Annotated in this window: 11 protein-coding genes; all 11 read left to right on the forward strand. The window is 63.0% G+C overall.

Translation table 11 applies throughout. The annotated features are described in order from the left end of the window. Positions 1–134: 134 nt before the first annotated feature. Positions 135–521: a helix-turn-helix transcriptional regulator gene (locus tag HBN54_RS11975; protein ID WP_168673444.1), complete on the forward strand. Its 387-nt coding sequence runs from the start codon at positions 135–137 to the stop codon at positions 519–521. Positions 522–701: 180 nt separating this feature from the next. After that, a complete protein-coding gene (locus HBN54_RS11980) occupies positions 702–3,188 on the forward strand; it encodes a multicopper oxidase domain-containing protein (RefSeq protein WP_168673445.1) in 2,487 nt (828 codons plus the stop codon). A gap of 135 nt (positions 3,189–3,323) precedes the next feature. Further along, positions 3,324–3,533, forward strand: coding sequence for a heavy-metal-associated domain-containing protein (locus HBN54_RS11985; protein WP_168673446.1), 210 nt, complete (start codon positions 3,324–3,326; stop codon positions 3,531–3,533). Between the two features lie 287 nt (positions 3,534–3,820). Beyond that, a complete protein-coding gene (locus HBN54_RS11990) occupies positions 3,821–4,195 on the forward strand; it encodes a DUF6799 domain-containing protein (protein ID WP_168673447.1) in 375 nt (124 codons plus the stop codon). Between the two features lie 151 nt (positions 4,196–4,346). Beyond that, complete coding sequence (locus tag HBN54_RS11995) at positions 4,347–5,207, forward strand: formate/nitrite transporter family protein (RefSeq protein WP_168673448.1); 861 nt, start codon at positions 4,347–4,349, stop codon at positions 5,205–5,207. Positions 5,208–5,437: 230 nt separating this feature from the next. Continuing rightward, positions 5,438–5,824 carry an HYC_CC_PP family protein gene (locus tag HBN54_RS12000; protein WP_168673449.1) on the forward strand — a complete coding sequence of 129 codons (387 nt, stop codon included), beginning with the start codon at positions 5,438–5,440 and terminating at the stop codon, positions 5,822–5,824. A 227-nt stretch (positions 5,825–6,051) separates the two neighbouring features. Next, on the forward strand, positions 6,052–7,410 hold the full coding sequence (locus HBN54_RS12005) for an efflux RND transporter permease subunit (protein WP_235955506.1): 1,359 nt from the start codon (positions 6,052–6,054) through the stop codon (positions 7,408–7,410). Positions 7,411–7,514: 104 nt separating this feature from the next. Next, positions 7,515–9,407: an efflux RND transporter permease subunit gene (locus HBN54_RS12010; protein WP_168673450.1), complete on the forward strand. Its 1,893-nt coding sequence runs from the start codon at positions 7,515–7,517 to the stop codon at positions 9,405–9,407. Positions 9,408–9,624: 217 nt separating this feature from the next. Beyond that, positions 9,625–10,869, forward strand: a complete 1,245-nt coding sequence (locus tag HBN54_RS12015; protein ID WP_168673451.1) for a TolC family protein — start codon at positions 9,625–9,627, stop codon at positions 10,867–10,869. Continuing rightward, positions 10,847–12,259, forward strand: coding sequence for an efflux RND transporter periplasmic adaptor subunit (locus HBN54_RS12020; RefSeq protein WP_168673452.1), 1,413 nt, complete (start codon positions 10,847–10,849; stop codon positions 12,257–12,259). The genes HBN54_RS12015 and HBN54_RS12020 overlap by 23 nt, the downstream gene beginning before the upstream one ends. Continuing rightward, the gene (locus HBN54_RS12025; protein ID WP_168673453.1) at positions 12,252–13,724 is read left to right on the forward strand and encodes an efflux RND transporter periplasmic adaptor subunit; all 1,473 of its coding nucleotides are present in this window, start codon (positions 12,252–12,254) and stop codon (positions 13,722–13,724) included. The genes HBN54_RS12020 and HBN54_RS12025 overlap by 8 nt, the downstream gene beginning before the upstream one ends. Positions 13,725–13,745 lie beyond the last annotated feature (21 nt).

The raw sequence follows: 13,745 nt of genomic DNA on the forward strand, positions 1-13,745 counted from the left end.
TCGGATGGTGCGGCAGGAGCTGGAAAGCCTGGGCCTGCGGGTGCTCGATGTGCGGCTGGGGGCCGCCACCGTGGCCGGCGCGGAAGAGCAACTGGACTGGGCCCGCGTCCGGGAAGTGCTGGCGGCGGCCGGCTTTGCCCTGCTGGAAAATCCGCAGCACGCGGCACCGCGATTTCATTCCTGCCCTGGCGCAGGAGATGGGCCTGAGTGTGCGCCAGCTGCACGGCCTGTTTGCCCAGCTGCCCGGCTCCGAAAGCTTGCTCGGTTATATCACGCGCTGCCGGCTGGCCTACGCCCAGGAGCTGCTGCTGACCTCCCGGCTCGACATCGGGCGCATTGCCCGGCAGCTGGGCTACGGCAGCCTGTCGCACTTCTCGGCCCAGTTCCGGCGCTTTGCGCAGTGCTCGCCGTCCGCCTACCGCCAGCAGGAGGCAGGTCGCCCTCAGACCACAGCCGCAACGCCAAATGATGCAAGCCCCGGGGCGGTTGATGCAAAACCAAGCGGAGCAGAACGGGTATAAGTTAGAAGTAGCACAGGCTCAACCTCATTCACTTTGAGCCTCAGGGGCTAGCTGCCTAACCACTGCCCTGCTTCGTGCTTAGCAAAGCCTGGTCGCTTCGTGGCCGGGCTCTGTGGTTTTTACACTATTATACCCTGTCATGACAGTGCTATGCGCGGCGGGTTCATTAACAACTCCCCCATGAGAGATTACCCTTTTTTCCTTTTTTCACTGCTGCTGCTACTCACGGTCCGGCCGGCCCGGGCCCAGACGGATACCGCCGTGTATCACCTCACTATTCGGCAGGAGCAGGTGAGCAAGGCCGGCAAAACCATGCAGGGCATGACCGTCAACGGCGGGATTCCCGGCCCTACCATTCGGTTCAAGGAGGGCGGCTACGCCATTATCTACGTCAAGAATGAAATGAGCGTGGAGACGTCGGTGCACTGGCACGGCCTGCTGGTGCCCAACTTCTACGATGGGGTGCCTTATCTCAACACGCCGCCCATCAAGCCGGGGCAGGAGTTGAAATATGAATTTCCGCTCAAGCAGGCCGGTACCTACTGGTACCACTCGCACACACTGTTGCAGGAGCAGAGCGGCGTGTACGGCTCCATCGTCATCGAGCCCAAAAAAGAGCGCCTCACCTACGACAAGGAGCTGGTGCTCGTGCTCTCGGACTGGACCAACCAGAAGCCGAAGAATGTGCTGCGTTACCTCAAGCGGGGCACCGAGTGGTACAACATTGCCAAGGGCACGGCCACGCCGCTCAACCGCGTAATTGCCCGCGGGGCCTTCGGGGCGCAGCTCAACTTCTGGAAGCAGCGCATGGAGGGCTTCGGCATTGCCGACGTGTACTACGACGCCTTCCTGGTAAACGGCCAGCCGGTGCAGGAATACCCCGATTTTAAGCCCGGCGAAAGGGTGCGCCTGCGCATCATCAACGGGGGAACCTCGACGCAGTTCTGGATGACGTTTGGGGGCGAAGACCCGCTGCTGGTGGCGGCCGACGGGCAGGACGTAGTGCCGGTGAAACACAACAAAACCTTCATTGCCATTGCCGAAACCTACGATTTCCTGGTCACAATTCCACCCAGCGGCAAGCTGGAGTTTCGGGCTATGGCGCAGGACGGCTCCGGCACCGCGTCGGCCTATCTGGGCACGGGACCGGTGCTGGCCGCCCCGGTGCTGCCCCGGCCCGACAAAATCGCGCTCATGCAGCAGATGGCCAAAATGGACATGCGCATGGGCGCGCCCGCCCTCAAATTTCGCCCCCACCACGTCGACCCCGAGCAGATGAAAGCCAACTGGGGCATGCAGATGGGCAAGAAAGAGAAGGATGGAAAGATGGGCGGCATGAAAATGGGCGGCGACAAGCCGATGGACGGAAAGGAAATGGGCGGCATGAAAATGGGTGGCAACGACCAGAAGGCCGGCATGAAAATGAACGACCAGCCCGCACCACCCAAGCCAGCCATGGCCGGCATGCCGATGGACGGCACGAAGAAGATGAATGGCATGAAAATGCCCGCCGACACGGCTCACGCCGGGATGAAGATGGGAGCTGATAAGCCGATGGCCGGCATGAAGATGGGCGCCGATAAACCGATGGCGGGGATGGACATGGGCGGCATGGATATGTTCGCCGAGTACAACTACGACTACCTGCGGGCCCCGCAGAAAACGGCCTATGCCGATACCGTGCCCGTGCGCAAAATCCTGCTCAACCTCACCGGCAACATGAAGCGCTATATCTGGAGCATGAACGGCGTGCCGCTGTCGTCGGCCGATGAAATCCCGATTCGGGGCAACCAGATTACCCGCATCACCTACAACAACCTGACGATGATGCACCACCCCATGCACCTGCACGGGCACTTTTTTCGGGTCATCAACGAAAACGGCGAATACTCGCCCCTGAAGCACACCGTGAACGTGCCGCCCATGAAGCAGGTCACCATCGAAGTGCTGGGCAACGAGTCGGGCGACTGGTTTCTGCACTGCCACGTCCTCTACCACCTGATGAGCGGCATGGGCCGCGTGGTGAGCTACGACACGCCTCGCGACCCGCGAATGTCGGGCTACCCAAAGAGCACGCTGGTGCACGAAACCAACCGCTATTATACCTGGGGCATGCTCGGCGTGGCCTCGCACATGAGCAACCTGAACTTGGTGTCGTCCAACGTCCGCAACCAGTTCAACCTGAGCGTGGAGAACGGCTGGAACCGCAACATGGAATCGGAGGCCACCTACGAGCGCTACCTCTACGACTACTTCCGCGTGTTTGGGGGCGTGAACGTGGAGAACTCCCGGCAGCAGCAGCCCGCCCCACTCAACGAGCCCGGGGCCACGGGCCGGATGGTCACCAAAACCACCACCACGGCCGTGGTCGGCGTGCGTTTCCTGACGCCCTACCTGTTCAGCCTCGATGCCCGCATCGACAATCAGCTGCGGCCCCGCCTGAGCCTAGGCCGGGCCATTATGGTGATGCCGCGCCTGCTCGTGTCCGGCTACTACGAGTACCAGGCCGACTTTGGGTGGGTGAACAAGCTGGACAATAACCGCCGCTTTTCCAAAGAAGTCGTGTGGCGCAGCGGGGCCGAATACCTGCTCTCGCGCAACTTCTCGCTGATGGGCAGCTACGACAGCCGCTTCGGCGGCGGCGGCGGCCTGAACCTGCGCTTTTAAGCCCGGAAGCAGGTGCCTGAGCCGGGTAATCATGCAAGCCGGGGGCGCAATTCTGTACCCCTTTGGTAGCACCTCGCGGCCGCTTTGTGCGTTTTATTCATACGGACCACCGGTGGTCCTTTAGCTCTAATCAACATGAAAACGCTCCAATTCAAAACTAACATCAACTGCGGCGGCTGCATCAAATCTGTGACGCCCGCCCTCAACCAGGAAGCCGGCGCCGGCAACTGGCAGGTAGATACCGCCAACCCCGATAAGATTCTCACCGTCACCTCCGATAAGCTCACGGCCGAGCAGGTGGTGCAGGCCGTGGAGAAGGCCGGTTTCCGGATTCAGGCGGCCTAACGCCTGGCACCTTCCTTAAAAACGCCCGGTAACGCCGGGCGTTTTTAGTTAGCGGCGGTTCCGTGCCTGCACCGCTGTTGAGCATTTGCTTCCCGGACGGATGGCCTCGCAAAACATGATAAAGCTCATTCATCAAGGCCGCACTTGTCATGGCCTCCCATCCAGCCCCGGCAGACCTTTGCTACCACTGATTCCGCGCCGACATTTTGTCTCCAAATAACTGGCAGAAGGGTGCCTGGCCGGCCAGCTATTCAATTTTTCCCAACAATAATTCTTCACTCCTACTCATGAAAAAGCTTCCCTATATCCTGGCCGCCCTCTTGTTTGCCGGCCTCACCGATGCCCAGGCCCAAACCACTCCTGCTGCCAAGCCTATGGCCGGCCACATGCAAAAAGGCAAGATGTCCAAGGACTGCTGCATGATGAAAGACGGCAAAATGATGATGATGAAAGGCGGCAAGATGATGCCCATGACCGCCGACATGACCATGGCCGACGGCACCACCTGCATGACCGACGGCACCTGCAAAATGAAGGACGGCACCACCATGAAGATGAAAGACGGCCAGTGCATGATGATGAGCGGCAAGATGGAATCGATGGACGAGATGAAAAAATCCGGCATGATGAAAGACGGGAAGATGGGCAAAATGAAAATGTAGGCGCCCCGGCCTACAGTCGCCACCGCATGAGCGCGAGTCCCGTCACCGTGGCATTGAAACGCACGCGGCTGTAGCCGGGCAACGGTGAACCACCGTCGTAGTTTTCAGTATATAGAGAGGATATCCTTTTTCTGAAAACCCACTTACGCCGATGCAGCAACCCCTACCCACCACCAGTCAGCCCACAACCGCGCAGGAAGAGCAGCAGGAGGCCAAAGAGCGTAGCGCGCCATCCAGCAAAATCATTCACGAAGCCATCCTCAAAGAAGGCCGGGAGGAACTGGCCCGCCCGTCGGACGCGCTGTTCTGGTCGGGGCTGGCGGCGGGCCTGTCGATGGGGCTATCGATGATGGCCGAGGGGGTGATGGTGCACTACCTGCCCGATTCGGCCTGGCGTCCGCTGGTGGCCAACCTGGGCTACAGCCTGGGCTTCCTGGTGGTGATACTGGGACGGCAGCAGCTGTTCACCGAAAATACGCTCACCCCGATTCTGCCGCTGCTGGAGCTGCCCACCTGGCGCAGCCTGCGAAATGTGCTGCGGCTGTGGGGCGTAGTGCTGGTAGCCAACCTGCTGGGCTGCCTGGCCCTGGCCCTGGTGGTGGCGCACTCCGACGCGTTCGAGCCCGCCATCCGGGCCGAGTTTGCCCACATGGGCCAGGAGGAGCTGGCCCCCAGCTTCGGCACCGTGCTGCTGCGCGGCATATTCGCCGGCTGGATGATTGCCCTGATGGTGTGGATATTACCTTTTGCCGACACGGGGCGCATCTGGGTAATTATCATCATCACCTATGTCGTGGGCATCTGCCACTTCAGCCACGTTATTGCCGGCACCGTAGAGGTCTTTACGCTGGCCGCATCGGGTGGAGCTTCTTGGGGACAGGTGCTGGGCGGGTTCACGGTGCCGGCGCTGCTGGGCAATATTCTGGGCGGGGTGCTGCTGGTGGCCGGCCTCAACCACGCGCAAGTAGTGACCAAAGGTGGTAATAGTCATGCCGATAAACAGGCCGCATAAGTTGTCGGCGAATAACTGTTCATTTGCTTTCTCACCCCTTTTTTCTTTCCCAGACGCACCACCAAAACCCTTGCCCTACTCCTTCCTGATGCTGGCCGCTACCCTGGTAGTCGTGGATGGACAGGCACAAATTATGTAAGGCCAGCCACTGAATTGTGTAAACCCTGGCTGGATAGCCGCCGTACCTTTGTACGCGGCTATATCCTCCGCTAACTCGTTGTTCTGCTGCTTTGAAGCGCCTCCTTAGTCTGTTCCTCCTCATCAGTTACCTGCTGTCCAGCCCCGGGTTGGTCTACAGCATGCACTTCTGTGGGGAAACAATGACGGGCGTTTCGGTGGCTCACGAGGCAGCTTGCTGCTGCCCGGTGCCCAAAAAGCCCGCCGGCTGCTGCCACGACCAGAAGGTAACCAGTACCCTCAAAGATGTGAAGCTTAACACCGCGCAGCTCAAGCTGCCGGTGCTCTTGGCCGTGCCTGCGCCGCCCGAGTTGCGGCTGGCCTACCGCTTGCCAATCCTCACTTATCCGGCCGATGAGCCGACCGCGCCGCTACGGGCTACTGCCGCCCCGCCGCCCGCCTGCCCCGCCTACGTGCGGGGCCACGCCTTCCTGATTTAGCTTTTGGGTGTTGCCTGGTGCCCCCGGCCGTTCGGCCGTGGGGCTTTCGCGCGTACGGCTGTTTTTGAGAAAGTCATGCTGAGCGCAGTCGAAGCATCTCTACCGCGTAAGTAATCAATGCTGGTAGCAACGAAGCAGGAGAGATGCTTCGACAAGCGGACGCCAGATGAAGCATGACGTGCTGCCGAAATCCTGAACAGCCTCCTCAACTACCAGCAACTAATCAAATGATTGAGCGACTTATTTCCTTATCCCTGCGCAACCGGGGCGTGGTGCTGCTGCTATCGGCCGCACTGCTGGTGTGGGGCATTTTCTCCATCCGGGCCAGCAAGATTGACGCGATTCCCGACTTGTCCGAAAACCAGGTGATTGTGTTCACCGAGTGGGCCGGGCGCGGGCCGCAGATTATCGAGGACCAGGTGACGTATCCGCTCGTGACCAACCTGCAGGGGCTGGCCCAGGTTAAAGCCGTGCGCGCCGCCTCCATGTTCGGCATGAGTTTCGTGTACGTCATTTTTAACGATAACACCGACATCTACTGGGCCCGCGAGCGGGTGCTGGAGCGCCTCAACTACGCCCAGCGCCTGCTGCCGGCCGGCCTCACGCCCACCCTGGGCCCCGATGGCACGGGCGTGGGACATGTGCTCTGGTACACCCTTAACGCGCCCAAGCTGGACCTGGGCGAGCAGCGCGCCCTGCAGGATTGGTACGTGAAATTCGGCCTGCAAACCGTGCCCGGCGTGAGCGAGGTGGCCAGCTTCGGCGGCTTCCAGCCCGAGTACCAAGTGACCGTGGACCCTACCAAGCTCACCTATTACAACGTGAGTTTGCCGCAGGTGCTGGCGGCGGTGCGCAGCAACAATAACGAGGCCGGCGGGCGCAAATTTGAGCAGGGCGGCACGGGCTACATCATCAAAACCAACGGCTACATCCAGGACGTGGCCACTCTCGAAAACGTGCCGGTGCTCACCCGCCCCAACGGCGTGCCCCTGCGCCTGCGCGACCTGGGTACGGTGCAAATGACCGGCGAAGCTCGCCTCGGCATCTTTGACCACAACGGCCAGGGCGAGGCCGTAGGTGGCATCGTGGTGATGCGCTACGGCGAGAACGCCGACGAGGTAATTACCCGCGTGAAGGCCAAAATGACCGAAGTAGCCAAGGGCCTGCCCGCCGGCGTGTCGTTCAACATCGTGTACGACCGCAGCGGCCTCATCGAAGAATCGGTGGCCAACATCCAGCACACGCTGCTGGAGGAAATGGCCGTGGTGTCGCTGGTGGTGTTGGTCTTCCTCTTCCACTGGCGCAGCGCCCTGAGCATCCTGCTCCAGATTCCGATTACCATCGCGGCCAGCTTCATTCTGCTCAATGCCTTTGGCATCTCGTCCAATATTATGTCGCTGACGGGCATTGCGCTGGCCATTGGGGTGATTGTCGATAACGGTATTGTGATGGCCGAGAATGCTTACCGCAACCTGGCGCTGCATCAGGCGGCCGAGGAAGCGGCGGGTGCGGGCATACCCGAGCCGCCGGGTATTAAAAAGAACGTCATGCCGAGCGCAGCCGAGGCATCTCGCGTGCAGCAGTAATCAATCCGATTGCAACGAAGCGAGCGAGATGCTTCGACTTCGCTCAGCATGACGTTTTTTCAAGCTAAGTCCCCAAGACCCAAAGTCCCCAAGACCCCATCATCATGACTAACGACGAACGCCTCGCCATCATCGAGAAATCCAGCCAGCAGGTGTCGCGGGGCATTTTCTTCTCCACGATTATCATCGTGGCGTCGTTTCTGCCGGTTTTTCTGCTCACCGGGCAGGAGGGCAAGCTGTTTCACCCGCTGGCTTATACCAAGACGTTTATTCTGCTGATTGATGCCGTGCTGGCCGTGACGCTGGCTCCTGTGCTGCTGTCCTTTTTCATGAAGGGCAAGTTTAAAACCGAAGAGCAAAACCCCATCAACCGGGGGCTGGAGCGGGTGTATGCGCCGCTCATCAACTGGTGCCTGACGTGGCGCAAAACCACCATTGCCATCAACCTGCTGCTGCTGGCCATCAGCATTCCGCTGCTCCTGAGTTTGGGCACCGAGTTTATGCCCCCGCTCGACGAGGGCTCGATTCTGTTCATGCCCATCACGCAGCCCGACGTGTCGAACACCGAGGTGAAGCGCATTTTGCAGGTGCAGGACCGCATCATCATGCAGGTGCCCGAGGTGAAGGGCGTGCTGGGCAAGGCCGGCCGGGCCAGCACCGCCACCGACAACGCCCCGCTGAGCATGATTGAAACCATCATTCAGCTCAAGCCGCGCAGCGATTGGCGGGCCGGCATGACCAAAGCCAAGCTGATTGAGGAGCTGAACGGCAAGCTGCAAATCCCCGGCGTGGTGAACGGCTGGACCCAGCCCATCATCAACCGCATCAACATGCTGAGCACCGGCATCCGTACCGACGTGGGCGTGAAAGTTTACGGCCAGCAGCTCGATACCATTTACCAAGTGTCGCAGCGGGTACGAGCGGCCCTGACCGGCGTGCCCGGCGTGCAGGACCTCTACGTGGACCCCATCACGGGCGGTAAGTACCTACAGATTGACCTGAAACGCGACCAGCTGGCCCGCTACGGCCTCACCGTGGACCAGGTGAATGAGGTAGTGGAAATGGCCATCGGGGGCGCGCCAGTGGCCAGCACCGTGGAAGGCCGGCGGCGCTTCGCCATCGGCGTACGCCTGGCCGAGGACTTCCGCAACAGCCTGCCCGCGCTGGGCCGCATCCCCATCCAGACCACCGCCTACGGCCCGGTACCGCTCTCGGCCGTGGCGTCGCTGCGCTTCGAGAACGGCCCGCCCATGATTAACTCCGAAAACGCCCAGTTGCGTGGCGCAGTCCTCTTCAATGTGCGGGGCCGCGACTTGGGCGGCACCGTGAGCGAGGCCATGAAAAAGGTGCAGAGCATGCAGGGCAAGCTGCCCGCCGGCTACTACCTGGAATGGAGTGGGCAGTACGAAAACCTCATCAGCTCGCAGCGCACGCTGCTTTTCATTCTGCCCATCGTGCTGGTGGTGATTTTCGGCTGCCTGTACTTCGCCTTCCACTCAGTACGCGAGGCGCTGCTGAGCCTGGTCACCATTCCGTTCGCCCTCATTGGCGGGGCCTACATGGTGTATTTCTATGGGGTGCATTTGTCGGTGGCGGTGGCCGTGGGCTTCATCGCCCTGTTCGGGCTGGCCGTAGAGACGGGCGTCATCATGGTCATCTACCTCAATGACGCCATGCAGCAGCTGGTGGCCCGCAAAGGCAATTCGAGCGAGACTATCACGAAGCAGGATTTGCGCGACGCCGTTTTTCACGGCGCGGCCAAGCGGCTGCGGCCCAAGCTGATGACCGTGTCGGTGGCGCTGTTCGGGCTGGTGCCGGTGCTTTGGGCCACGGGCACGGGCTCCGACGTGATGCTGCCCATCGTACTGCCCATGATTGGCGGCGTGTTCACGTCCTCGACGCACATTCTGCTGGTTACACCGCTCATTTTTCTGATGACCAAGGAATACGAGCTGCGCAAGTTCGGCAAGCTGGACGTGCTGGCGGTGACGCATTAAAGGACATTCTGGCGTCAACCTCACCCCCTGACCCCTGCCGGGCACGGCCCCTCTCCAAAAAAGAGGGGCACCGGAAATGCCTTTGATGGGCACATTATTTATTTTAAATACTGATAGTCAATAAGTTTAAACAATAAATAACAACACCTTCTCCGAACCGGTGCCCCCTCTTTTTTGGAGAGGGGGCCGGGGGGTGGGGTTACCCGCCAGAACGACCATGCTCAACTACCTAAAAATCATTTTGCTCCTGCTGGCCCTACCGGCCCGCGCCCAGCAGCCCCGGCTGCCGCTCGACTCGGTGCTGCACGCCATCCAGACCCGCAACCCGGCCCTGCGCCAGTACGACGCCCGCGCCCGCGCCAAAGACGCCGCCGTGGCTGGTGCTACCACCTGGGAGCCGCCCAAAATCAGCGCCGGCTACTGGATGACGCCCTATAACCAGCGGCCCATCAAGGAGATGAACAACGGCCAGGGCATGGGCATGCAGATGGTGTCGGTGGAGCAGCAGCTGCCCAACCCGGCCAAGCAGCGGGCCAAGCGCGACTACCTGGCCAGCCAGGCCGCCGTGGAGCAGGCCGACCAGACCGCCAGCTTCAACGAGTTGCGCGCCCGGGCCCGCACGCTGTATTACGGCCGGGCAGTGCTCGAAAAGAAGCTGAAAGTACTGGATGAGAGCGACGTGCTGCTCGACTTCCTGCTGAAGATTGCCCAGGCCCGCTACCCGTATAACCAGACCACGCTGGCCAGCATCTACCAGGTGCAGGCCCGGGTGGCCCAGCACGGCAACGACCACGCCCGCCTCTACGGCCAATTGCGCCAGCAAACCATCGGCCTGAATACCTTGATGGCCCGCAACCCCGAAGACGAGTTTGCCGTGGATACCCTGCTGCCCACCTCATTTGCCGGCCCGTACCCCGACACCGCCGCCCTGGCCGCCCGCCGCTCCGACGTGCGCCGCCTCGACCGCAGCCTGGCCGTGGTCCGCCTCAGCCAGCAGGTGGAAGCCAGCCGCCGCCGCCCCGATTTCGGCCTGCGCTACGACCACATGAACGGCATCGGCAACACCCCCAACCAGTTTTCGGTGATGGGCATGGTTACGCTGCCCTTCGCGCCGTGGTCGGCCCGCGAGTACAAGGCCAACACCGCTGCCCTGGGCTACGAGGCGCAGGCCGTGCAGCAGCAGCGCGCCAGCCTGCTCAACGACGCGGCCGGCCGCATCACCACCCTGCAATCGGACCTGCGGGTGCAGCGCGAGCAGCTGCTCAACTACGAGCGGGGCGTGCTGCCCGCCCTGCGCAAAACCTACCAGGTCACGCTGCTGGCCTATCAGCAGAACACCGCCCAGCTGCCCGCCGTGGTCGAAGCCCTCGACGCCTGGCTAATGGCCCGGTTGCAGTACCTCGATACCCAATATGAACTCATGACCCTTCATGTGCGCTATGACCAGGAACTTGAGCAATAGCCCCCGCCGCCGCTACTGGCTGTCCCTACTCCTAGTGCTAGCCCTGCTGGCCGGCTGCCACGGCCAGGCCCACGGCCCCGAGTCGCAAGCCCCCGCCCAGCCGGTCGCCAGCACGGCAGCCATGCAGTACACCTGCCCCATGCACCCCCAGATTGTGCGCGACGCCCCCGGCCAGTGCCCCATCTGCGGCATGGACCTGGTGCCCAAGGTGCTCGACAACGCGGCCGCCGCCGCTGCTGCCCCCACCGACCTAAACCAAGTGAGCCAGGCTCCCAACGCCGCCGTGCTGGCAGCCGTGGCCACGGTGCGCCCCGTAGCCGAAGGCGTGGCAGTTGATACCCTCACCCTGCCGGGCGTGGTGGAATACGACCCGCGCCGCAGCCGGGCGGTAGCGGCCCGCTTCGGCGGCCGCATCGAGCAGCTGGCGGTGCGCTTCAACTACCAGCCCGTGCGGCGGGGCCAGAAGCTGCTTGAGCTCTACAGTCCCGAGCTGGTAACGGCCGAGCAGGAGCTGATTTTCGTGCTGGAAAACGACGCTGACAACGCGCCGCTGGTGGCCGGGGCCCGACAGAAACTGCGCCTGCTGGGCCTCACCGACCAGCAGCTCGCGGGTCTGGCCCGCACGCGCCGGCCTAGCTACCGGGTGGCCGTTTTCAGCCCCTATGATGGCTATGTGGTGGAAACCCTGGCGACTGCCGCGCCCGCTCCGGCTATTGGGGCCGCCGCTACCGGGGGCATGAGCGCCAGCCCCGAACCGGGCATGAGTGCCGGCGCGGCCAGCGCTACGGCAGGTAGTTCGGCTGCCGGCCCGGCGCAGCCTCAGTCGCTCACCCTCCGGGAAGGGGCCTACGTGAGCACCGGCCAGACCTTGTTTCAGGTGGTAAATACCGACCAGGTGTGGGGCATTTTTCAGCCCACCCCGGCCGAGCTGGGCCGCTTGCACCCCGGCCAGACGTTGCGCGTGGTGGCCGAGGGCACCAACCTGCCCCCCCGGACGGCCCGCCTCGATTTGGTGGAGCCCGAGTTCCGCTCCGGGGCCAGCGTGGCGGCCGTGCGGGTGTACCTGCCCAACCCGCAGGGCCGGCTGCGGCGCGGCCAGCGCCTGACCGGGCACCTGGTGCCCACCGCCGCGCCGGCCGGGGCCGGGAGCTTCTGGCTGCCCCGCGCCGCCGTGGTAGACCTAGGCACGCGCCAGGTGGCCTTTGTGCGGCGTGGGGCCACGTTTGTGCCGGTGGCCGTGCAGGTGGACCAGCGCACTGCCAGCCAGGTGCAGGTGCTGCACGGCCTCACCGGCTCCGAAGAAGTGGCCGCCAATGGCCAGTATCTGATTGATAGCGAAGGCTTCATTCAGACCTCCGCCAACGCTACTAACCCGCCCGCCCATGACTAAGCTCCTCCCCAAAAAGCCCTTGCAAACCCGCTGGCGGCGGTGGCTGCTGCTGCTGATGGCCGGGCTGCTGCTCGGCGCGGCGGCCTGCCAGCAGGCCAAGCCCGACCCTGAAAACACGGCTGAGTCGGCGGCTTACTACACCTGCCCGATGCATCCGCAAATCCACGCCGATGCGCCGGGGGACTGCCCCATCTGCCACATGCACCTGGTGGCGGTGCAGCCGGCCGTCACCCAAAAGAAGCCGGCGGCGGCCTCCGTCGTTTACACCTGCCCCATGCACCCGCAGGTGCGCGAAAAGCAGCCCGGCAGCTGCCCCATCTGCGGCATGGACCTCGTGAAAACGTCGAGCCGCCCGGCCATCAGCCAACTGCCGGACACCGATTTGGCTACCAACGACCTCATCCTCACGGCCCAGCAGCTGGCGCTGGGCAATATCCAGGTACAGACGCTGGGTTCCGGCCCGGCTGCCACCGCCGGCACGCTCCAAACCGAAATACCCGCACCCCAGGCCGTGCTGACCGGTACCGTCACGGCCAATGCTCGGCGCACCGAAAGCATCAGCAGTCGCGTGGCGGGCCGTGTCGAGAAGCTCTACGTGCGCCAGACCGGGCAGCTGCTGCGACGGGGTGCGCCGCTGTTTGCGGTATATAGCGAGGAGCTGCAAACCCTGCAGCGCGAGTACCTGCTGGCGCTGGCCCAGGACCTGCAGGTGGCTGAGCCCACCTACCGCCACTTCGCCGAAGCCACCGCTCAGAAGCTGCGGCTGCTCGGCGTGTCGGGCGCGCAGCTGCGGCAGCTGGCCCAAAGCGGCAAGCCCAGCCCCCTGGTCACCTACTACAGCCCCCGCACCGGCACGGTGCAAACCCTGGATGTGGTGCAGGGCCAGTACGTGGCCGAGGGCTCTCCCCTCCTCACTCTCACGGACTTGAGCAGCGTGTGGGTGGAAGCGCAGCTTTACCCGGCCGAGGCCAACCGGCTGCCCCTGGGCCAAACGGTGGCCGTGCAGGTAGCCGGCCAGGCAAACCCCGTGCGGGGCAAAGTCGTATTCCTCAGCCCCGAGCTAAGCGGCGGCAGCCAGTTGACGCTGGCCCGCATCGAGGTGCCCAACCCCGCCGGCCGCCTCCAGCCCGGGGCCCAGGCCAACGTGCTGGTCAACAGCCTTCCAGCAGCCCTTGCTACCCGCCCCGAGGCGTCGGTGGCCGCTGCTAACGAGCCTACGCTCCGCGTACCGCCGGCCGCAATTATCCACAACGGGGCCGTGAGCTACGTATGGAAGCAAACCGGCGAGCGGCAGTTTCGGCGGGTGCGGGTGCGCCTCGGCGAGGGTACCGGTGCCGCCGTGCCGGTGCTGGACGGCCTGCAGGCTGGCGACGCGGTGGTAACCACCGGGGCCTACCTGCTGGAAAGCGAATTCACCCTGCGCCAGGGAGCTGACGACGACCACATGAGCGGCATGGCCATGTAGCGCCTCAACCAACTAATTCAA

It is taken from the genome of Hymenobacter artigasi, assembly GCF_012275535.1.
GTDB lineage: Bacteria > Bacteroidota > Bacteroidia > Cytophagales > Hymenobacteraceae > Hymenobacter > Hymenobacter artigasi.

What these genes read in the sequence shown, in the direction of transcription:
- HBN54_RS12015 (WP_168673451.1), top strand. Translation starts at nt 9,625, where the DNA reads ATGCTCAACTACCTAAAAATCATTTTGCTCCTGCTGGCCCTACCGGCC.
- HBN54_RS11990 (WP_168673447.1), top strand. Translation starts at nt 3,821, where the DNA reads ATGAAAAAGCTTCCCTATATCCTGGCCGCCCTCTTGTTTGCCGGCCTC.
- HBN54_RS12005 (WP_235955506.1), top strand. Translation starts at nt 6,052, where the DNA reads ATGATTGAGCGACTTATTTCCTTATCCCTGCGCAACCGGGGCGTGGTG.
- HBN54_RS11995 (WP_168673448.1), top strand. Translation starts at nt 4,347, where the DNA reads ATGCAGCAACCCCTACCCACCACCAGTCAGCCCACAACCGCGCAGGAA.
- HBN54_RS11980 (WP_168673445.1), top strand. Translation starts at nt 702, where the DNA reads ATGAGAGATTACCCTTTTTTCCTTTTTTCACTGCTGCTGCTACTCACG.
- HBN54_RS11985 (WP_168673446.1), top strand. Translation starts at nt 3,324, where the DNA reads ATGAAAACGCTCCAATTCAAAACTAACATCAACTGCGGCGGCTGCATC.
- HBN54_RS12020 (WP_168673452.1), top strand. Translation starts at nt 10,847, where the DNA reads ATGACCAGGAACTTGAGCAATAGCCCCCGCCGCCGCTACTGGCTGTCC.
- HBN54_RS12010 (WP_168673450.1), top strand. Translation starts at nt 7,515, where the DNA reads ATGACTAACGACGAACGCCTCGCCATCATCGAGAAATCCAGCCAGCAG.
- HBN54_RS12025 (WP_168673453.1), top strand. Translation starts at nt 12,252, where the DNA reads ATGACTAAGCTCCTCCCCAAAAAGCCCTTGCAAACCCGCTGGCGGCGG.